This is a genomic window from Rhizobium zaerense (genome assembly GCF_051810725.1).
Lineage (GTDB): Bacteria > Pseudomonadota > Alphaproteobacteria > Rhizobiales > Rhizobiaceae > Rhizobium > Rhizobium leguminosarum_I.
In genome coordinates this window covers 1,048,679-1,069,803 of the sequence record NZ_CM132690.1, presented here as the reverse complement: position 1 = coordinate 1,069,803, position 21,125 = coordinate 1,048,679, and the positions used below count along the sequence as shown (strand labels likewise).

Below are 21,125 nucleotides of genomic sequence, written 5' to 3'. Positions count from 1 at the left end.
CGCTGAATGTGGGCGATCAGAGAGCAAATGATAAGAGGCAGACGGCGATCGAGCCTCAGAAATCCCAGTCTTCGTCCTCCGTCGCGACCGCCTTGCCGATGACATAGGAGGAACCGGAGCCGGAGAAGAAGTCGTGGTTCTCGTCGGCATTCGGCGAAAGCGCCGACAGGATCGCCGGATTGACCTTGCAAGCCTCAGCCGGGAACAGCGCCTCATAGCCAAGGTTCATCAGCGCCTTGTTGGCATTGTAGTGCAGGAATTTCTTGACGTCCTCAGTCAGCCCGACGCCGTCATAGAGCGCCTCGGTATATTTCGCCTCGTTGTCATAGAGTTCCAGCAGCAGCTCGAAGGCGAAATCCTTGATCTCCTGCTTCCGCTCGTCGCCGAGCCGCTCCAGCCCGCGCTGGAACTTGTAGCCGATATAATAGCCGTGCACCGCCTCGTCGCGGATGATCAGCCTGATCATGTCGGCCGTGTTGGTCAGCTTGGCGCGGCTCGACCAGTACATCGGCAGGTAGAAGCCGGAATAGAACAGGAAGCTTTCGAGGAAGGCGCTCGCGACCTTCTTCTTCAGCGGATCGCCGGAGCGATACTGCTCCATGATCAGCGCCGATTTCCGCTGCAGGAATTCGTTCTCCTCCGACCAGCGATAGGCATCATCGACATCAGGCGTCGAGCACAGCGTCGAGAAAATCGAGGAATAGGAGCGCGCATGCACCGCTTCCATGAAGGAGACGTTGGAAAGTACCGCCTCCTCGTGCGGGGTGACCGCATCCTCCATCAGCCGGATGGAGCCGACGCCGTTCTGGATCGTGTCGAGCAGCGTCAACCCGGTGAAGACGCGGATGGTCAGCTGCTGCTCGGCCGGCGTCAGCGTTGCCCAGGAGGGAATGTCGTTGGAAAGCGGCACCTTTTCCGGCAGCCAGAAATTGCCGGTGAGCCGGTTCCAGACTTCGAGATCCTTGTCGTCCTCGATGCGGTTCCAATTGATGGCGCGCACGCGGGAGGCGGGTTTGATTTGCATGTTCATTAGGTCGTCCCTCTTGAGAAATGTGTCCGGATTTGCCCCTCATCCGCCTGCCGGCACCGTTGCCTGGGTCGAGCCACTGGTCTCGACCCGTCCTACGGACCCCCGCCAGCGGGGCGAAGAGGACATGCCGCGCCCTTTTCCGTCTTTATTGCCGGTTCGTGTGGCAAGTCCCCTCTCCCCGTCAGAACGGGGAGAGGATTAGGGTGAGGGGAAAATGCTCCGGCGCGAAATATCAACTTACAGTGTACAAGACACGCAGCCCTGCACCTCGGTGCCGGACAGCGCCATCTGGCGAAGGCGGATGTAGTAGATCGTCTTGATGCCCTTCTTCCAGGCGTGGATCTGCGCCTTGTTGATGTCGCGCGTCGTTGCCGTATCGCGGAAGAACAAGGTCAGCGACAGGCCCTGGTCGACATGCTGGGTCGCCGCCGCATAGGTGTCGATGATCTTCTCCGGCCCGATCTCATAGGCGTCCTGATAATAGTCGAGATTGTCGTTGGTCATGAACGGCGCCGGATAGTAGACGCGGCCGATCTTGCCCTCCTTGCGGATCTCGATCTTCGAGACGATCGGATGGATCGAGGAGGTCGAGTGGTTGATATAGGAGATCGAGCCCGTCGGCGGCACCGCCTGCAGGTTCTGGTTATAGAGGCCGGAGGCCATCACCGCCGTCTTCAATGCGGCCCAGTCTTCCTGCGTCGGAATGTGAATACCTGAGCTCTCGAACAGCGCCCTCACCGTCTCCGTCGCCGGCTCCCAGAGCCGGTCGGTATATTTGTCGAAATATTCGCCGGAGGCATATTTCGAGTTTTCGAAGCCCTTGAAGCTCGTGCCGCGTTCGACCGCCAAAAGGTTCGAGGCGCGGACTGCGTGATAGGTCACCGTATAGAAATAGATATTGGTGAAATCGATGCCTTCCTCGGAGCCGTAGAAGATGCGTTCGCGGGCGAGGTAACCGTGCAGGTTCATCTGACCGAGGCCGATCGCATGGCTCTCGTCATTGCCCTTCTCGATCGAAGGAACCGAAGAGATGTGGCTCATGTCGGAAACGGCCGTCAGCGCCCGGATCGAGGTTTCGATCGTCTTGCCGAAATCGGCCGAATCCATTGCCGCGGCAATATTCAGCGAGCCGAGATTGCAGGAAATATCCTTGCCGAGATGTTTGTAGGAGAGGTCGTCATGATATTCGCTAGCCTCGCTCACCTGCAGGATCTCCGAGCAGAGATTGCTCATCGAGATGCGCCCGGCGATCGGGTTCGTCCGGTTCACTGTGTCCTCGAACATGATGTAGGGATAGCCGCTCTCGAACTGGATTTCGGCAAGCACCTGGAAGAATTCGCGCGCCTTGATCTTCTTCTTGGAGATGCGGGCGTCGTCCGCCATCTCGCGGTACTTTTCCGTCACCGAAATCTCGGTGAAGGGCACACCATAGACGCGCTCTACGTCATAGGGCGAGAACAGGTACATGTCCTCGTTGTTCCTCGCCAGTTCGAAGGTGATGTCGGGCACGACGACGCCGAGCGACAGCGTCTTGATGCGGATCTTCTCGTCGGCATTTTCGCGCTTGGTATCGAGGAAGCGCATGATATCGGGGTGGTGGGCATTGAGATAGACGGCCCCCGCGCCCTGGCGCGCGCCGAGCTGGTTGGCATAGGAGAAACTGTCTTCGAGCAGCTTCATCACCGGGATGATGCCTGACGATTGGTTCTCGATATGTTTGATCGGCGCGCCCGCCTCGCGGATGTTCGTCAATGACAGCGCCACGCCGCCACCACGCTTCGACAATTGCAGCACCGAATTGATCGACCGGCCGATCGATTCCATATTGTCCTCAACGCGCAGCAGGAAGCAGGAAACCAGTTCGCCGCGCTGCTTCTTGCCGGCATTGAGAAAGGTCGGCGTCGCCGGCTGGAAGCGGCCGGAAATGATCTCCTCGACCATGTCGCGGGCAAGCCCCTCGTCGCCGCGCGCGAGCGCCAGCGCCACCATGCAGATGCGGTCCTCATAACGCTCGAGATAGCGCTTTCCGTCGAAGGTCTTCAGCGTATAGCTGGTGTAGTATTTGAAGGCGCCGAGGAAGGTCGGGAAACGGAATTTCTTGGCATAGGCCTGGTCGAACAGGTCGCGCACGAAATTGAAGGAATACTGGTCGAGAACCTCCTGCTCGTAGTAACCCTCGGTGACGAGGTAATCGAGCTTTTCCCGAAGGTTGTGAAAGAACACCGTGTTCTGGTTCACGTGCTGCAGGAAATACTGCTTGGCAGCCATTCGATCCTTGTCGAGCTGGATCCGTCCCTCATCGTCATAGAGGTTCAGCATCGCGTTCAGCGCGTGATAGTCGAGCATTTCCGCCGCTTTCAAAGGGCGTTCGCCGGCGGGATGAGCAAAAGTGTTATGCGGTTTTGCGCCCGCATCCCGCGTCAGAGTTGTTCCCGTGTCCAAAACCGTTCCATTCCGTGTTTGACGTTGGCGACATCCACCTCCGTGCCCAGCAGCTCGAACCTGTAGAGGTAAGGCACCTGGCATTTCTGCGAGATGACGTCGCCGGCGAGCCCGTATGTCTCGCCGAAATTGCTGTTGCCCGCGGCAATCACGCCGCGGATGTGTCCTCGGTTTTCCGCATCGTTGAGGAAACGGATCACCTGCTTGGGAACGGCACCCTTGCCGCCGTCGCCGCTATAGGTCGGCACAACAAGCACGAAGGGTTCGCGGATATGGAACGCGTCAGCTGCGCCTGCCGGAATGCGCGTTGCGCGCAGTCCGAGCTTGGCGACGAACCGATGGGTGTTCTCGGATCGGCTGGAATAATAGACGATCAGGCCCATCGCTTTTCTTCAGGAGAGCGCGCTGATCATGTCGGGGCGGAAGCCTGCCCAATGCTGCTCGCCGGCGATGACGACAGGCGCCTGCATGTAGCCGAGGCTGCGGACCCGATCGAGCGCTTCGGCATCCTCAGAGATATCGACGATGTCATAATCGACGCCCAACCGGTCGAGGGCTCGGTAGGTGGCAGTGCACTGGACGCAGGCAGGCTTGCTGTAGACGGTAATGGTCATGATATTCCTCGTGACGACGCGATTGGGACGCAGAAGATCGATCGGAAATCTGTCGATATCCGTCGAAAAATCTCTGATGATTTGAGCTATGCGGCTGTTTAGCCGCTGGGCATACTCCGCCCTCTGCCTCTAGCGGGTGGCGGCCTGAACTGAGATACTGACATGACTTCACCCCGAAGTGGCTCAATACGAAGGTTTCGGGGGCGGAGGCTCAGGCCTGCGAAACGTGATGCGGAGATTCCCCGCAGCCATGTAACGCGATCTTCCGGACACCCCGCCCGTGGACGTTTCGTTCGAGGCAGGTCTCCTGGCTCACGGGTCAAAGCACCCTGCCCCAGCCTTCCCGGAGCATCATGCTCCAGTGACCTGAAATCGGACAGTTGCTCGCCGCTTACAGTTGCGGGGGCAGCTCCGGCATTGCCGCGCCATGATGGCGAGGCGCACCGTATTCCCGTCTTAGCCGCCGATCCTCACGAATCGATGGAACCTCGAACACTAGATATAGTACGCCAATCCAAATTCGCGTCAACGGATGGTTTGTGCATTGCGTTACGACAGGTTTGAAATCGCTACGTTCCTGTGAAAAACATGGATAACGAAAGCTTAAAGAAAGCAAGCTGTGGAGAAAGCCCCCACGATGAGAGCCGACCTATGGCCGGTCCCGCGATTTTCGATTCGAGATCTGGCTCGAATCGTCGATGGCACATCCCGCCGGTGACGAGCGCCGGAGGAGGAAGTCAGAAAAGTTATATTTTTATCCGGAGCAGCCTCAGCGCGTTGATCGTCACCAGCACGGTGGCGCCGGTATCGGCGAGGATCGCCGGCCAGAGCCCGGTGATGCTGGCGATCGTCGTCACCAGAAACACCGCCTTCAATCCGAGGGCGATGGTGATGTTCTGCAGGATGTTGCGCATCGTGCGTTTGGAAAATTCGATCATCCGCGCCACATCGCTAACGCGTCCGTGCAACACGGCGGCATCCGCCGCCTCCAGCGCCACATCGGTGCCGCCGCCCATAGCAATGCCGATATCGGCAGCCGCCAGCGCCGGAGCATCGTTGATGCCGTCGCCGACTTTGGCGACGATGAAACCCTGGCGCTTCAATTCGCCGACGACCTGCTGCTTGTCCTCCGGCATCATCTCGCCGCGCCAGTCGATGCCGAGCATGCCGGCAACGGCTGCTGCCGTCCGCTTGTTGTCGCCCGTCAACATCATTGCCTTGACGCCTGCTGATTTGAGGGCAGCGAGCCCGGCCTCGGCATCCTCACGCGGCTCGTCGCGCATGGCGATCAGACCGGCCGCAACACCGTTGACGAGCAGCACCGACACGCTCTTGCCCTCGTCGTTCAGCGCCGCGATGCGTGCATCCTGTTCAGCACTGAGCGCCCCGCGCTCACAGGCGGCGGGCGGCGACAGCAGGTCCAGCGTCTCGCCGCCGACTTTGCCGCTGACGCCCTTGCCCGCCAGCGCTTCCAGCTCGAAGGCCGGCGGCACGGGAACGCCGTCTGACTTGGCGCGGTTGAGGATCGCCAGCGCCAGCGGATGGCTGGAACCCTGCTCCAGCACCGCCGCGCGCGACAGCACCTGCGCCTCGCTCAATCCGAAGGAGATGATATCGGTGACCTGAGGCCTGCCTTCCGTCAGCGTGCCTGTCTTGTCGAAGGCGACCATCGTCACCTTGCCGAGCGTTTCCAGCACCGCGCCGCCCTTCATCAACAGCCCGCGCCGCGCACCTGATGAAAGCGAGGCGGCGATTGCCGCCGGCGTCGAAATGACGAGTGCGCAGGGGCAGCCGATCAAGAGGATCGCAAGGCCCTTATAGACCCATTCGCCCCACGGGCCGGCAAACAGCAGCGGCGGAACGACCGCGACCAGTGCTGCAACCACGACCACGCCGGGCGTGTAATAGCGCGAAAACCGATCGATGAAGCGTTCGGTCGGCGCCTTCGATTCCTGCGCTTCCTCCACCAGCTTGACGACACGGGCGATGGTGTTGTCGGCGGCCGCCGCCGTGACGCGAACCCTCAGCACCGCATCGCCATTGACCGTGCCGGCAAAAACGACGGCATCGACGCCCTTGCGCACCGGCGTGCTCTCGCCCGTCACCGGCGCCTCGTCGATTGCACTCTCGCCTGAGATGATGATGCCGTCCGCAGAGATACGGTCGCCAGGACGAACCATGATAGTCGCGCCGACCGAAAGGCTTTCTGCCGGCACTTCCCGCGTCTGCCCATTGTCTTCGAGCAGCGCATTCTTCGGCACCAGACCCGCCAACGACTGGATGCTTTCGCGCGCCTTGCCGGCCGCCACCCCTTCCAGCATCTCGCCGACGAGGAACAGGAATACGACGGTTGCCGCCTCTTCGCCGGCATTGATGATGACGGCGCCGACGGCGGCAATCGTCATCAGCATCTCGATCGAGAACGGTGTACCTGATAGGGCGGCAATGATAGCGCGCCGCGCGATCGGCACCAGCCCGACCAGCATGGCGACGATGAAGGCATAGGACGCAATCGCCGGCACAAGATGGCCGACGGTGTAGGCGGCAACGAGTGCGGCACCGGAAAGGATGGTCAGCCGGCCCTTCCGGCTCTGCCACCAGAGACCCGCCATCGGCGCGTGGTCATGCCCGTGCAGCCCCTCGATTTCCTTCTCGCCATGATCGTGAAGGTGGTCGTGGTCATGACTTGCATGATCATGGTCATGGCCCGCGTGATCGCCGCAGTCATGTCCATGGTCGTGACGATGCTGCGAGCCCTGGGTGCGCGCAGGCGCAGCGCTTCCAGCAAGCGGCGCGACGGAATAGCCGAGCCCCGTCACCTTCCTCTCGATCACCTTGAGATCGCTGCTGCCATCGTGCCGGACGGTCATCGTGCCCGCCATCACCGAGACGGAAACATCGGCGACACCCGCCACGCGTCTGACCGCCGTATCGATCTTGGTTGCGCAGCCGGCGCAATCCATGCCGCCAACCCGGTATCGTGTCTCGCTCTCAGCCATCATCCGCTTCCTTGTCAAACAGAAGCATCCCTCCTACATCCTCTAGCGACTAGAGGTGCAAGAGGAAAATCATGAAAAAGATCACCATTGGTGAAGCTGCTCGCCAAAGCGGCGTCAAGGTGCCGACGGTCCGTTATTATGAGAGCATCGGCCTGCTCGCGGCGCCGAGCCGCAGCGAGGGCAACCAGCGCTCCTTCGAGCCCGCCGATATCAGCCGCCTCGCCTTCATCCGCCACGCCCGCGAACTCGGCTTCGAGATCGAGGCGATCCGCACGCTGCTCACCCTGCAGGATGATCCGTACCAGTCCTGCGCCTCGGCCGACGCCATCGCCAAGGCGCGTCTCATCGAAGTCGAGCAGCGCATCCGCAGCCTGATGGCGCTGAAGGCCGAGCTGGAAACCATGGTGGAAGGCTGCGGCCACGGCCGCGTCGACCAATGCCGAGTCATCGAGGTGCTCGCCGACCACGGCCAGTGCACACATCCGCACCACTGACCGCTGCCCTTGCAGGCGGTCCGCGCCCGCGCCAAAACTGAATGCAGACAGAATCGGGCGAAGACATCCATGAACCAGAAACGGATTGCGATCATCGGCGGCGGCCCGGCGGGTCTCGCGGCTGCCGAACTGTTGTCCCGTTCCGGTCACGCGGTAACGGTCTACGACGCCATGCCGACCTTCGCCCGCAAGTTCCTCTTGGCCGGCAAGTCGGGTCTCAACATCACCCATTCCGAGGATTACGCCCGTTTCACCACGCGCTTCGGCGCGGCTTCCGCCCATCTGCGCCCCGCTCTTGATGCCTTTACCCCTGATGATATCAGGGATTGGGCAGCAGGGCTCGGGACCGAGACCTTCGTCGGCTCGTCCGGCCGGGTGTTCCCGAAGGTGATGAAGGCCTCGCCTTTGCTGCGCGCCTGGCTCAGGCGACTGGAGGCGCAGGGCACTACGCTGCGCACCCGCCACCGCTGGACCGGTTTTGCCGAAGATGGTTATGCTTTCGAAACGCTCGAAGGGCGCAGCATCGTCCATTGCGACGCAGCCCTGTTGGCGCTCGGCGGCGCAAGCTGGCCGCGTCTCGGCTCCGATGCAAGCTGGCTGACTCGGCTATCGGAGAGAGGCGTCGAGATCGAACCCTTTAAACCCGCCAATTGCGGCTTCGCCGTTGGCTGGAGCGGTAGCTTCAGCGAGCGTTTCGCCGGCGAGCCGGTAAAGTCGGTCACCGCAACATCCGAGGCCGGCACATTTCCCGGCGAATTCGTCATCACCGGGAGCGGCATCGAGGGCAGCCTGATCTATGCCCACACCGCCAGCCTCCGCGACCGGCTGCTGAACCACGGCAGCGCTGCCCTGACCCTCGACCTCGCACCCGGCCGCACCACCGAGAGGCTGAGCCGCGACCTTGCGCGGCAGGATGCCAAATCGAGCTTTTCAAACCGCCTGCGCAAGGGTGCCGGCCTCGACGGCGTCAAGGCGGCGCTGCTGCGCGAACTCGCTCCCGAGCGCGACCGAGCCGATCCGGAGCGTCTCGCCGGCATGATCAAGGCGCTGCCGGTGCCGGTGATCGAGACCCGGCCAATCGGCGAGGCGATCTCCTCGGCCGGTGGCATCCGCTGGAGCAGCATCGACGACAGCTACATGTTGAAGGCGCTGCCGGGCACCTTCGTCGCCGGTGAGATGCTCGACTGGGAAGCGCCGACCGGCGGCTATCTCCTCACCGCCTGCCTGGCGACCGGCCGGGCGGCAGCGCGCGGCATAGAGGCCTGGTTGCAGCGCAGAGCATGATGCCGAGAAGTGTGATCGGTTTTCGGACGACATCATGCTCCAGCTCTTAATTTAGAACAGGATTCAGATTTTAGGCCGACCCGGCCTAAAATCATCCTGTTCTAGCCGCAGGCAGTCGTCTGCATCGGACAAGGCCATCTCTCGGTCAGGCCGAGGCGGGACGGAATGTCATGGCGAGCCCATTCATGCAGTAGCGAAGCCCGGTTGGCTTCGGGCCGTCATCGAAGACATGGCCGAGATGCCCGCCGCAGCGGCTGCAGTGCACGGCGTTGCGCACCATGCCGAAAGTCGTGTCGCTCGTGGTGCCGACGGCTTTTTCGAGCGGCGCCCAGAAGCTCGGCCAGCCGGTGCCGCTGTCGAATTTGGTGGTCGAGGAAAAGAGGTCCTGGTCGCAGCCGGCGCAGGCGAAATTGCCCTTTCGCTCCTCATGCAGCAAGGCACTGGTGAAGGGCTGTTCCGTCCCCGCCCGGCGCAGGATGACATATTGATCCGGCGTCAGCAGCTTGCGCCATTCCTCGTCGGTGTGCGTCACCGCAAACGTCTCGGCGGCGATCGCCTTGCCGGCCGGGCCCAGGCGAACCGCAAACGCCCCAAAAGCGGCGCCCATCAGCAACAATCGTCTATTCAGCATGGTCGGATCTCCTCATCTCGCAAACCTTGCTACCGTACAGAACTACGAGAGAGAGGCGTCATTTGTTACGCCATGGCCGCCCAAACACCGAAATGTGATCTCCGCCACTTTCGTCAGGAAGAGCCGCATGCTGACGACCGCCAGTACCGGCCGATTGCAAACCAGCCGCTTTTCCATCAGAATGTGCTGAACTTCGGTGGGAGGAGCCGATGCACGAACACTCTGCGCACGCCGAGCACGTCTACACGTCTGCCCAGCGCGATTCTGCGGCAGCCAGTTCTCCTGTAGTCGCCTCATGGCGGCGGTGCATGACCATGCACCAGCTCGCCCCCGAGGACCAGCGGGCTCCACTGCGCCTCACCGACCAGGAATTCCGCCGTGCGCGCGAGCAGTCCGAACAGCTGATCGCCAGCGCGACGGAAGAGCTCGATCGTCTCTTTACCACCGTTGGCAGGGCAGGCGGGCTGCTGCCTGCTTCTGACCGACAAGAACGGCATCGCGCTGGAGCGCCGGGGGGCTGCCGGCGACGACAAGGAATTCCGTGAACTCGGCCTGTGGACCGGCTCGGTCTGGACCGAGGCCAGCATCGGCACCAACGGCATCGGCACTGCACTTGCCGACGAGCGTGCCGTCGCCATCTTCCGCGATCAGCATTTTTTCTGCTCGAATACCAGCCTCAGCTGCACGACGGCACCAATCCGCGATCATCGTGGCCGAGTGGCAGCAGCCCTCGACATCTCCACATGCCGCGACGACGTCAACGAGATGACGCTGGCAATCCTGACGCAGACCGTGCGCGATGCGGCGATGCGCATCGAGCTCAACCTTTTCCGCTCGGCCTTTGCCGGCGCGCGTTTCCTGATGGTCCCGGCAGGCGCCAATTCCGCCGCCGCTCTGCTTGCCGTCGACAGGCATGATCTGGTGCTCGGCGCAACGCGCGCTGCCCGCATCGCACTGCAGTTGGACGACAAGCGCATCGCCGCCGGCATTCCTGCCGCCGATGCCCTGCACGAGGCTGGCGTCTCCCAGCAGGACGAGATCGTCGAGGCGGAAAAGGCGGCACTGCTACGGGCACTGTCGCGCGCCGGCGGCAATGTCTCGCAGGCGGCGATCGCGCTTGGCATCAGCCGCGCCACGCTGCACAGGAAGATGAAGAAGCTCGATCTCCACTGATCAGGGTAAAGGTTCCGCTCCTGAAGCAATCTTGACGCGATGCTGTCGCAGGTCTGCGACACTGTGCAGTGCGGTATGGAAGACCCGCCCTATTCCCTCCGCCAAAATATGCACATTTTCCTCCCACTGGTTCGCTTGGGAACCTGGATCATCAAGGGAGGATGACATGCTTCATCAGAAAATCGTCGAGTCGCCGTTCAAACTGAAATACGGCAACTATATCGGCGGCGAATGGCGCGAGCCGGTCGAGGGGAAATACTTCGAAAACCTGACGCCCGTTACCGGCGGCAAGCTCTGCGACATTCCCCGCTCCAATGAAAAGGACATTAATCTCGCGCTCGACGCCGCCCATGCGGCTAAGGAAAAATGGGGCCGCACCTCCGCTGCCGAGCGCTCCAATATCCTCATGAAGATCGCCCAGCGCATGGAAGACAAGCTGGAATTGCTCGCCCAGGCCGAGACCTGGGACAACGGCAAACCGATCCGCGAAACCATGGCGGCCGACATTCCGCTGGCGATCGACCACTTCCGCTACTTCGCCTCCTGCATTCGCGCCCAGGAAGGCTCGATCGGCGAGATCGACCACGATACCGTGGCCTATCACTTCCATGAGCCGCTCGGCGTCGTCGGCCAGATCATTCCGTGGAACTTCCCGATCCTGATGGCCACCTGGAAGCTGGCACCTGCGCTTGCCGCCGGCAACTGCGTCGTGCTGAAGCCCGCCGAACAGACACCAGCCTCGATCCTGCTCTGGGCCGAACTCGTCGGCGATCTCCTGCCGCCCGGCGTGCTCAACATCGTCAACGGTTTCGGCCTCGAAGCCGGCAAGCCGCTGGCGACCAGCCAGCGCGTCGCCAAGATCGCCTTCACCGGCGAGACGACGACAGGCCGGTTGATCATGCAATATGCCAGCCAGAACCTCATTCCGGTGACGCTGGAACTCGGCGGCAAATCGCCGAACATCTTCTTCGCCGATGTGATGGCCGAAGACGACGACTTCCTCGACAAGGCGCTCGAAGGCTTTGCGATGTTTGCCCTCAACCAGGGCGAAGTCTGCACCTGCCCGAGCCGCGCCCTCGTCCAGGAATCGATCTACGACCGCTTCATGGAAAAGGCCGTCAAACGCGTCGAGGCGATCAAGCAGGGCAACCCGCTCGACACCGCAACAATGATCGGCGCCCAGGCCTCGACGGAGCAGCTGGAAAAGATCCTCGCCTATCTCGATATCGGCAAGCAGGAAGGCGCGGAAGTGCTGACCGGCGGCTCGCGCAACGATCTCGGCGGCGAGTTGGCGAATGGCTATTACGTCAAGCCGACGATCTTCAAGGGTCACAACAAGATGCGTGTGTTCCAGGAAGAAATCTTCGGACCGGTTGTTTCGGTCACGACCTTCAAGAACGAGAAGGAAGCGCTCGAAATCGCCAACGACACGCTCTACGGTCTCGGCGCCGGTGTCTGGAGCCGCGATGCCAATCGCTGCTACCGCTTCGGCCGGGAGATTCAGGCCGGCCGGGTCTGGACCAACTGCTATCACGCCTACCCAGCCCATGCCGCCTTCGGCGGCTACAAGCAGTCGGGCATCGGCCGTGAAACCCACAAGATGATGCTCGACCACTACCAGCAGACCAAGAACATGCTGGTGAGCTACAGCCCGAAGGCACTCGGCTTCTTCTGAGGGCAGCCAATGGTGTTATGATGAAAAGCCTTCTCCCCGACACGGGGAGAAGGCCTTGTCTTTAGAGCGCCCCGCATCCCTCATGACGCTCTAACGCTTTGAATTTGCGTATGATCCTTCCGAAAATCGATCCGATTTTCGGGGTTATGCGCTGAAGGAGCAGCCATGGAACCCACCGTCAACGGCGAACCCCGTGTTCTCGCAACCGACGCCGCCCTCGATTTGATCTTGGAAATCAAGCGGGATCATCCCGATATTCTCTTCCACCAGTCCGGCGGCTGCTGCGACGGCTCCTCGCCGATGTGTTATCCGGCTAACGAATTCATGATCGGCGACGGCGACGTCAAGCTCGGCGAGATCGGCGGCGTGCCGGTCTATATCGGCGCTGGCCAGTTCGAGGCGTGGAAACATACGCAGCTGATCATCGACGTCGTGCCGGGACGCGGCGGCATGTTCTCGCTCGACAATGGCCGCGAGAAACGCTTCCTCACTCGTTCCCGTCTCTTCGGCGGCGGCGAGGCTTGCGCAGTGCCTGATGTGAAGGTCAGGGCGGTCTGATGCCGTCGCCCGTCGGGTGGGAATTTCGCCTGTAGTATTCCTATAGTACCTGCTCGCAGAAGCTCTTTGCTAATCTCCGCCAGTTGGTTTCAAAGGGAGGAAACGATGCCAGCCTCAAAGATCCTGATGATCACGGGTGACTTCACCGAAGATTACGAAACGATGGTGCCGTTCCAGACGCTGCTCGCCTGCGGCTATACCGTCGATGCCGTCTGCCCCGGCAAGAAGGCCGGCGACACCGTCGCGACCGCCATTCATGATTTCGAAGGCGACCAGACTTATTCCGAAAAACGCGGCCATAATTTCGCGCTGAATGCCACCTTCGATAGCGTGCGCGCCGAAGATTACGATGCCCTCGTCATTCCCGGCGGCCGTGCGCCCGAATATCTACGCCTCAACGCCGACGTCATCAAATCCGTCCGGCACTTCTTCGATGCCGGAAAACCGGTTGCCGCCATCTGCCACGGCGCACAGCTGCTTGCCGCTGCCGGTGTGCTGAAGGGCCGAACCTGCTCGGCCTATCCCGCCTGCCGGCCGGAAGTCGAACTTGCCGGCGGCATCTATGCCGACATCGCAATCACCGATGCAGTCTCGGACGGCAATCTGGTCACGGCGCCGGCCTGGCCGGCGCATCCGTCGTGGCTGCGCCAGTTCATGGCCGTGCTCGATGCCGCAGCACTGCTCGAAACCAACGCCGCCTGAGGAGGGCTGCACTGGGGAGGATGATATGTGTGAACTGTTCATCAAGGCGGATGCTCGGCTCTGGGAAAGCACCACCCGGTCGCTGCGCATCGACGGCATGGTCACCAGCGTCAGGCTGGAGAACTTCTTCTGGGCGAAGCTGGAGGAAATCGCGCGGCGCGACGGCATGAATGTCGTCCAGCTGATCACCCGGCTGCATCATGAATCGATCGATGCCGGCCACGATCTCGGCAACTTCACGTCCTTCCTGCGGGTCTGCTGCGCTCGCTATCTCGACCTGCAGCTCACCGGCGACATTCCGGCCGATGTCACCCGTCCGATCGCCGGCCTCGACGCGCCTGTCATCCTCGGCCGAGAACGGGCGAAATATCACTGAAATCAGGTCCGACAGACGATCAAAGACGAACGGCCCGCGGATAGCTCCGCGGGCCGTTCCGCAAACATCTGACCTTGTCTTGGGCGGCGGGCTTGCGCTGCCGCGCAGCCTGGATCAACAATGTGCGGCAGCGTCCAGCGCGGGCACCGTCAGGAGATCGATTGCCATGAACGAACAGAAAGCCGTGATCGTGACGGGAGCCGGCGGCAACCTCGGCAGCGCCGTTGTCCGCGAGCTTGCCAGCGCCGGCGCAAAACTCGTCTGCATGAACCGTTCGAGCCACGAGTTGGAAGCCTTGGCCGGCGATCTTCCAGCTTCCACCGATTTTCTGTCGATCGCGGGAACAGATCTCACCGATTATGCTTCCTGCGCCGCCGCTGTCGCCCGGGCCGTCAAGCGCTTCGGCGGCGTCAGTGCATTGGTCAACACCGTCGGCGGTTTCCAGATGGGACCGATCGGGCCGGAGGCCCCCGCGCAGTGGGAGACGATGATGACTGCAAACGCCCGCACTGCCCTGACGATCAGCGCCGCGGTTCTCCCGACCATGAAGGCCGCGGGCTACGGCCGCATCGTTCATATCGCCGCCGCACCCGGCCTGAAGGCCGGCGCCAAGCAGGCCGCTTACGCCGCCTCGAAAGCCGCCGTCATCCGGCTGACCGAGGCGATCGCTGCCGAATGCCGCGACGACCGCATCACCGCCAACTGCATCCTGCCTGGGACGATCGACACGCCTGAGAACCGCGCGGCCATGCCCGATGCGAAGACGGACGGCTGGGTATCGCCGCAATCGATCGCCCGCCTCATCGCCTTCCTGATTTCGCCGGCCGCAGCTGTCGTGACCGGCGCGGCAATCCCGGCGACCGGTCGCGAATAATGGAAGACGCGGCGCGAGCAGCAGCCGCAACGCACTACAACCGCCCGCGCCGCGCGTTGGCCGGGCCTCGGCTTGCCCTCTGTTTCGGCAGTCCCTGTCGGGAACAATGGATGATGAGATAGAGAACCTGCAAGTTTTAGTCAGTGACACACGATCTGGCTTGAGCTTCGGTTCACCTTGAGGCAGCCTCGTCTGCGCCTGCTCATGGGGCGGGCAGGAGACAGTGGGCGGACACAATGGTTTTGATGATCGCATTGCGGCGGCATTTGCCAGAAGGCGGGTGGTTTCGATGACCGACGGTCCGGCATTGCGCGCTGTCGGCGCAAGCAGCCTGATACGCGAGGAATGGTTCCTGGGTGTCAGCGTCGCGACGAGCTTGGCGTTTCTTGTTTTCCAGGAGCAACTCTTCGGGCAGCTTTCCGATCCGCTTTGGTTCACTGTCGTTTTCGCGTGGCTGTTCGCTGCCGTCCTTGGCTCCGCTCTGTCGGTTGTCCGGCACGCGGATCATTTGGCAGAGCGGCTGAAGGAGCCTTACGGCACGCTCATTCTGACGCTTGCCATCACCTCAATCGAGGTGATGGCAATATCAGCCGTCATGCTTCACGGCGAGAACAATCCCACACTTGCGCGCGACACCCTTTTCGCAGTCGTCATGATCATCCTGAACGGCATGGTTGGCCTGTCCTTGCTGCTGGGCGCATGGCGGCGACCGGAACAGCAGCATAACCTGCAGGGCGCCAACGCCTATCTCGGGGTCATCGTACCGCTGGCGACCCTGAGCCTGGTGATGCCGACATTTCTTGCGGGGCCGGAGGGTCAGCATCCATCTGCACCGAGACAACTGATACTGGGTATAATATCGGTCGGCCTTTACGCTACGTTTCTGTTCCTTCAGGCCGGCCGCCATCGCGACTATTTCACCGACGACAGCAACCGTCACGAGCGCATCAGCGAACGTGTCCCTCGTCATGGACGGGTCTGGCTTCATGCCATTCTGCTTTTCGCCCATATGGGTCCTGTCGTCTTTCTCGTCGAACAGCTTGCCCGGCCGATCGATTACATTATCGAAACCCTGCATGCTCCAACCGCATTTGGCGGTGTTGTCATGGCCATCCTCGTCGCGACGCCTGAAGCAGTCAGCGCCGTGCGTGCATCCATCGCCAATAATCTCCAGCGCTCCGTCAACATCTTCCTTGGTTCGGTGCTGTCGACGATCGGGCTGACGGTGCCGGCGATGCTCGTTGTCAGTCAGCTCTACGGACACCCCGTGACACTCGGCCTGGAGCATGGAGATCTGGTGATGCTCCTGCTTACTCTTGCTGTCAGCATCATCACCTTTGCCAGCGGCCGCACGCATCTCATGCAAGGCGCTGTCCATCTGGTGCTTTTCCTGGCTTACGTGCTGCTGATTTTCCAGCAATGAAACCCGCCCGATTGCCGCCGCACAAGATCCGGAAAGTAAAGAGTTCCGCGCTCGGTCAGTCTTCCGCTATGATGACGGGATCTACTGCACAGCTTGCACGCAATCGCGGTGGCTGCAGGACCTACGTGGCCCTCGGGAAACCGTAGCCGCAGCACGGCGTCCGTCGAGGACAAGCTCACAGTTTAATTGTGCACCAGCAGCTATTGCAATTTTTAGCAATGCCGCGACATAATATCGCATGCCCGGAACTTTTCGGAGAAGGGTGGTCTCCGCCGAAGCACGCATGGAGACTACAGCGTCGCGCGTCTTTTTCAGACGCGCAAAAGGACGCTGTGGATCTTTGAAATTACTGCACATTTCTTAAGTAGGCTCATGATGTCGGGGCGGCGGCAATGCGTGTGAGATTGTATCAGAGTCTACAACTTTCCGTGGCGCTGCTCGGCATGGCAATTCTCGGTGGATGCCAGGAAAGCGGCAACGCTTACGTTCCACCGCCGCCACCTCCGGTTCGTGTCGCCCAGCCGGTCCAGCAACCGGTAACGCTCTATTTTGAACTCACCGGCAACACCGCACCGCTCAACTCCGTCGATATCGAGGCGCGCGTCCAAGGCTACATCCAATCGATCGACTACCAGGACGGCATGATGGTGATGAAGGGCACCAAGCTCTTCGGAATTGAGCGTAACACCTACCAGGCCCAACTGGATCAGGCCAAAGCATCGCTTGCCTCGCAACAGGCATCTCAGGTTGGCGCGAAGCAGGAATACGACCGGCAGCTCAATCTATCGAAGCAACAGGTCACCACGCAGACCGCGGTCGACAGCGCCAAGGCGACACTCGACGAGGCGAATGCGTCCATCCTCAATGCCCAGGCCAATCTCGATCTCGCGACGATCAACCTCGGATATACCGAAGTGCTTGCCCCCTTCGACGGTACCGTCACCGATCACCTCGTCGATATCGGCGCACTTGTCGGCGTATCAGGCCCCACCAAGCTTGCCAGCATCGTCCAGACGGATCCGCTTTATGCCTATTTCAACGTCAGCGAAACACAGGTGCTGATGATCAAGGAAACGCTGGCAAAGCAGGGACATACCTTCAAGCAGACGGATCTTCCGAGTATCCCGGCAGAGCTCGGCCTGCAGACGGAAGAAGGTTACCCACACAAGGGACATCTCGATTACGTCTCGCCGCAGCTCGATGCCTCCACAGGCACGCTTCAGGTACGCGCCCTGTTCGACAACAAGGACCGCGCCATGCTGCCCGGTCTCTTCGTGCGCGTCCGGGTGCCGGTCGGCCATAACGACAAGGCTCTGCTGCTGCGCGACGATGCCATCGGAACGAACCAGCTGGGCAGCTACCTGCTCGTTCTCGGCAAGGACGACGTCGTCGAGCAGAAGCAGGTCAAGACCGGCCAGCGCGAAGGTGCACTTCGTGTCATCGACTCCGGCCTCGATCCGGAAGACTGGGTCGTAACCCAAGGGATCCAGCAGGCCATCCCCGGCAGCAAGGTCACGCCCGAGAAGATCGAAATGAACCCGCCGGCAGCTGCCGCTGGCGATACCAAGGCAAAGACCACCACCACGCAATGAATTCGCCACCATGCTTCACCTGACCGTCTAGTCTAGGACAACAGCATGATCTCGCGCTTCTTCATCGAGCGACCGGTACTCGCCAACGTTCTGGCGTTGGTCTTCGTGCTCATCGGCGCGGTGGCTCTGTTCCAACTGCCCGTGGCGCAATATCCGAATGTCGTCCCGCCGACGGTGCAGGTGACGACGCGCTTCCCAGGCGCCAGCGCCCAGACCCTCATCGACACCGTCGCTCTGCCGATCGAGCAGCAGGTCAACGGCGTGCAGGACATGCTCTACATGCAGTCGACGAGCGCCAGCGACGGCACCTATTCGCTGACGGTGACCTTCGCCATCGGAACGGATCCCGATCAAGCGCAGGTTCTGGTGCAAAACCGCGTCGCCATAGCGATGTCATCGCTTCCCGAAGCGGTGCAGGTTCAAGGCGTCACGACACAGAAAAAATCGACGGCGATCCTCGGCTTCGTCAGCCTGACCTCGCCGGACAGCCGCTATGACAGCCTGTTCCTGTCGAACTATGCCGTCATCAACCTGCAGAATGAACTCGCCCGCCTGCCGGGCGTCGGCAACGTCACCGTCTTCGGCGCCGGCCAGTATGCCATGCGTATCTGGATGGACCCGAACCTGCTGCAGGCACGCGGTCTGACGCCGCAGGATATCGTCAACGTGGTGCAGCAGCAGAGCCAGGAGGTCGCCGCCGGCCAGATCGGCATTCCGCCGGTCCCGAACGGGCAGGTCTTCCAATACACGCTGAATGTCAACGGCCGGCTGAACGAGGCTGCCGATTACGAGAATATTGTCGTCAAGGTCGAAAGCGGCGAAGGCGGCCGCGTCACGCGCATCCGCGATATCGGTCGCGTCGAACTCGGCGCCCAGACTTACAGCCAGTCCTTCATGCAGAACGGCCGACCGGCGGCCGGCATCGGCATTTTTCAGCTTCCGGAGGCCAACGCCATTGCGGTGGCGCAGGAGGTGGGCGCAAAAATGCAGGAGCTCTCGAAGAGCTTCCCGCAGGGCCTCGAATATCATGTGCCGTTCGACACGACGAAATTCGTCAAGGCGTCCATCGACGAGGTTTACGTCACTTTGATCGAGGCGGGCGTCCTCGTTCTCATCGTCATTCTCGTTTTCCTGCAGGATTGGCGGGCAATGCTCGTTCCGGCGACCACCGTTCCGGTCACCATTATCGGCGCCTTCGCGGCCATGGCGGCATTGGGCTTCACGGTCAACCTGTCGACGCTGTTTGCCATCGTTCTCGCCATCGGCATCGTCGTCGATGATGCCATCGTCATCGTCGAGGGTGTCGCCCGCCACATCGAGGCGGGCATGTCCGGCCGACAGGCGGCCGAGAAGGCCATGGAGGAACTCCTCGGTCCGGTCATCGGCATTACGCTGGTGCTGATGGCCGTTTTCATTCCGGCCGCCTTCCTGCCCGGCCTGACCGGACAGCTTTATCGGCAATTCGCCCTCGTCATCGCCGCCACGGCGCTGATCAGCGCCATCAATGCCGCCACGCTGAAACCGACGCAATGCGCCCTTTGGCTGCGGCCGCCGGTCCCGCCCGAGAAACGCAACGCCCTCTATCGCGGCTTCAACAGGGTCTACGACAAAGGCGAACGCGGCTATGCCGGGCTGATCGGATCGATGACCCGCCACGCCGGTGTCATGGCCATAGCGGCAATTGTGCTGATCGGGGTCGCCGTCTGGGGTCTCACCCGCCTGCCGACCGCGTTCCTGCCGATCGAGGATCAAGGTTACGTGCTGATCAGTGCACAACTGCCTGACGGTGCCTCGAAGGAGCGCACCGATGCCGTAATGAACGAGGTCGGCAAGATCGCCGAAGCCACACCTGGCGTCGATCAGGTGCTGACGATCAGCGGCATTTCCGTTCTCGACAACAATGCCAGCCTGCAGAATGCCGGCGTCGCATATGTCGTGCTGAAGGATTGGGACGAGCGCGGCAAGCAGAAGGGGCAGGATCTGCTGTCGATCTACCAGCATCTGAACGGCGCGCTGCAAAGCGTGCTCGCCGCCAAGACGCTGGTGGTCGTGCCGCCTCCGATCCAGGGCGTCGGCAATGCCAGCGGCTTCACCATGCAGGTCGAGATCAAGAACGGCATTTCCGACTACCCGCTGCTGCAATCGCTTGCCGATACGATCGTCAAGAACGGCAGTGCCCAATCGTCGCTGCAAAGGCTGAGCACGCCCTTCCGCTCGAACGTGCCGCAACTCGCAGTCGCCGTCGACCGCATCAAGGCGGAGACATTGGGGGTTACCGTCGGTCAGGTTTTCTCGGCGCTCTCCGGCTACGTCGGCTCGAGCTATGTGACCCAGTTCAACAAATTCGGCCGCACCTTCCAGGTCTATGCGCAGGCCGCTTCCGATTTCCGGGTCAGCGCGGATGATATCCGCAAGCTGAGGGTCAAGGCCGGTGACGGGACAATGGTGCCGCTCGGCACGGTCGTCGATGTCACGACGACTCAAGGCCCCTCCCTGATCAGCCTCTACAATCTCTACCCCTCAGCAACGATCGTTGGCGGGCCGGCCGCCGGCTTCAGCTCCGGCCAGTCACTCGACGTCATGGAGCAGATTGCCGATCGAACGCTGCCGCCGGGCGCCAGTTTCGAATGGACGGCGCTATCCTACCAGGAGAAGGCCGTGGGCGGGCAGATCTATTTCGTCTTCGCGCTCGTCATCCTCCTCGTCTATTTCGTGCTCGCCGGTCAATATGAAAGCTGGATCTTGCCGCTGGCGGTCATTCTGGCCGTGCCGCTCGCCCTCCTCGGCACGGTGGCGGCCCTGACGGCGGCGGGCGTTGCCAACAATCTCTATACGCAGATCGGTCTCATCCTGCTGATTGCGCTGGCATCGAAGAATGCCATTCTCATCGTCGAATATGCGCGGGAAAAGCGGGCGGAAGGCATGGAAATTCTGGATGCCGCAGTCGAGGCCGCCCGCCTGCGTTTCCGGCCGATTCTGATGACGTCCTTCGCCTTCATTCTCGGTGTCCTGCCGCTGGTGCTGGCGACGGGCGCCGGCGCATCCGCCCGCAAGTCGATCGGCATATCGGTCTTCAGCGGGATGATCGCCTCGACCTGCCTCGCCGTGCTCTTCGTACCGTCCTTCTACGTCCTGCTGCAGCGCCTCGAGGAATATTGGAAAGGGCGCATAAAGACAGCAGCCGTCGCGGGGGCGGAGATGCCGAAGGTTCAGTAAGGCTGTTGCAACAGCCTGTCGCGCAATCACCAGCGGTTTCAC

Annotated in this window: 16 protein-coding genes, 1 pseudogene and 1 riboswitch; of the genes and pseudogenes, 11 read left to right on the top strand and 6 right to left on the bottom strand. The window is 61.5% G+C overall.

From position 1 onward, the window contains the following. Positions 1-55: 55 nt before the first annotated feature. The 5 genes from nrdF to ACS4RR_RS05140 form a co-directional block, all read right to left on the bottom strand. On the bottom strand, positions 56-1,030 hold the full coding sequence (gene nrdF / locus ACS4RR_RS05160; protein ID WP_260297178.1) for a class 1b ribonucleoside-diphosphate reductase subunit beta: 975 nt from the start codon (positions 1,028-1,030) through the stop codon (positions 56-58). 237 nt (positions 1,031-1,267) lie between these two features. After that, positions 1,268-3,472, bottom strand: coding sequence for a class 1b ribonucleoside-diphosphate reductase subunit alpha (gene nrdE, locus ACS4RR_RS05155; protein WP_456189795.1), 2,205 nt, complete (start codon positions 3,470-3,472; stop codon positions 1,268-1,270). Beyond that, a complete protein-coding gene (gene nrdI / locus ACS4RR_RS05150) occupies positions 3,451-3,855 on the bottom strand; it encodes a class Ib ribonucleoside-diphosphate reductase assembly flavoprotein NrdI (protein WP_456189794.1) in 405 nt (134 codons plus the stop codon). The genes nrdE and nrdI overlap by 22 nt, the downstream gene beginning before the upstream one ends. A 9-nt stretch (positions 3,856-3,864) precedes the next feature. Then, positions 3,865-4,086, bottom strand: coding sequence for a glutaredoxin-like protein NrdH (gene nrdH / locus ACS4RR_RS05145; RefSeq protein WP_017968025.1), 222 nt, complete (start codon positions 4,084-4,086; stop codon positions 3,865-3,867). A 280-nt stretch (positions 4,087-4,366) separates the two neighbouring features. Continuing rightward, positions 4,367-4,592: riboswitch (cobalamin riboswitch) on the bottom strand. A gap of 240 nt (positions 4,593-4,832) precedes the next feature. Further along, positions 4,833-7,085, bottom strand: a complete 2,253-nt coding sequence (locus tag ACS4RR_RS05140) for a heavy metal translocating P-type ATPase (protein WP_456189793.1) — start codon at positions 7,083-7,085, stop codon at positions 4,833-4,835. Positions 7,086-7,156: 71 nt separating this feature from the next. On the opposite strand from ACS4RR_RS05140, the gene ACS4RR_RS05135 reads away from it, so the two are divergent. Together ACS4RR_RS05135 and ACS4RR_RS05130 are read left to right on the top strand one after the other, a co-directional pair. Continuing rightward, positions 7,157-7,579 carry a MerR family transcriptional regulator gene (locus ACS4RR_RS05135; RefSeq protein ID WP_138334972.1) on the top strand — a complete coding sequence of 141 codons (423 nt, stop codon included), beginning with the start codon at positions 7,157-7,159 and terminating at the stop codon, positions 7,577-7,579. A 69-nt stretch (positions 7,580-7,648) separates the two neighbouring features. Next, a complete protein-coding gene (locus tag ACS4RR_RS05130) occupies positions 7,649-8,863 on the top strand; it encodes a TIGR03862 family flavoprotein (protein WP_260297189.1) in 1,215 nt (404 codons plus the stop codon). 145 nt (positions 8,864-9,008) lie between these two features. On the opposite strand, the gene msrB is transcribed toward ACS4RR_RS05130, so the two are convergent. Continuing rightward, positions 9,009-9,494: a peptide-methionine (R)-S-oxide reductase MsrB gene (gene msrB / locus ACS4RR_RS05125; protein WP_260109492.1), complete on the bottom strand. Its 486-nt coding sequence runs from the start codon at positions 9,492-9,494 to the stop codon at positions 9,009-9,011. 209 nt (positions 9,495-9,703) lie between these two features. Between msrB and ACS4RR_RS05120 the strand changes: the two are divergent. The 9 genes and pseudogenes from ACS4RR_RS05120 to ACS4RR_RS05080 all read left to right on the top strand — a co-directional run bounded on the left by ACS4RR_RS05120 (position 9,704) and on the right by ACS4RR_RS05080 (position 21,083). Next, a pseudogene (locus ACS4RR_RS05120) lies at positions 9,704-10,667 on the top strand (helix-turn-helix domain-containing protein). A 166-nt stretch (positions 10,668-10,833) separates the two neighbouring features. Next, positions 10,834-12,342, top strand: coding sequence for an aldehyde dehydrogenase (gene adh / locus ACS4RR_RS05115; RefSeq protein WP_017968031.1), 1,509 nt, complete (start codon positions 10,834-10,836; stop codon positions 12,340-12,342). Positions 12,343-12,507: 165 nt separating this feature from the next. Further along, positions 12,508-12,900 (top strand): DUF779 domain-containing protein, encoded by a 393-nt coding sequence (locus tag ACS4RR_RS05110; protein ID WP_260109493.1) that lies wholly within the window; start codon positions 12,508-12,510, stop codon positions 12,898-12,900. Between the two features lie 105 nt (positions 12,901-13,005). Then, a complete protein-coding gene (locus ACS4RR_RS05105; RefSeq protein ID WP_064250232.1) occupies positions 13,006-13,602 on the top strand; it encodes a DJ-1/PfpI family protein in 597 nt (198 codons plus the stop codon). Between the two features lie 25 nt (positions 13,603-13,627). After that, positions 13,628-13,978 carry a ribbon-helix-helix domain-containing protein gene (locus ACS4RR_RS05100; protein ID WP_017968034.1) on the top strand — a complete coding sequence of 117 codons (351 nt, stop codon included), beginning with the start codon at positions 13,628-13,630 and terminating at the stop codon, positions 13,976-13,978. A 166-nt stretch (positions 13,979-14,144) separates the two neighbouring features. Beyond that, positions 14,145-14,852 (top strand): SDR family NAD(P)-dependent oxidoreductase, encoded by a 708-nt coding sequence (locus tag ACS4RR_RS05095; protein ID WP_017968035.1) that lies wholly within the window; start codon positions 14,145-14,147, stop codon positions 14,850-14,852. Between the two features lie 289 nt (positions 14,853-15,141). After that, entirely contained in the window at positions 15,142-16,275 is a 1,134-nt protein-coding gene (locus tag ACS4RR_RS05090; RefSeq protein WP_260297193.1) for a calcium:cation antiporter, read from the top strand. A gap of 392 nt (positions 16,276-16,667) precedes the next feature. Then, a complete protein-coding gene (locus tag ACS4RR_RS05085) occupies positions 16,668-17,867 on the top strand; it encodes an efflux RND transporter periplasmic adaptor subunit (protein WP_456189792.1) in 1,200 nt (399 codons plus the stop codon). A gap of 45 nt (positions 17,868-17,912) precedes the next feature. Then, entirely contained in the window at positions 17,913-21,083 is a 3,171-nt protein-coding gene (locus tag ACS4RR_RS05080) for an efflux RND transporter permease subunit (protein ID WP_260109495.1), read from the top strand. The last annotated feature ends 42 nt before the right edge of the window (positions 21,084-21,125 follow it).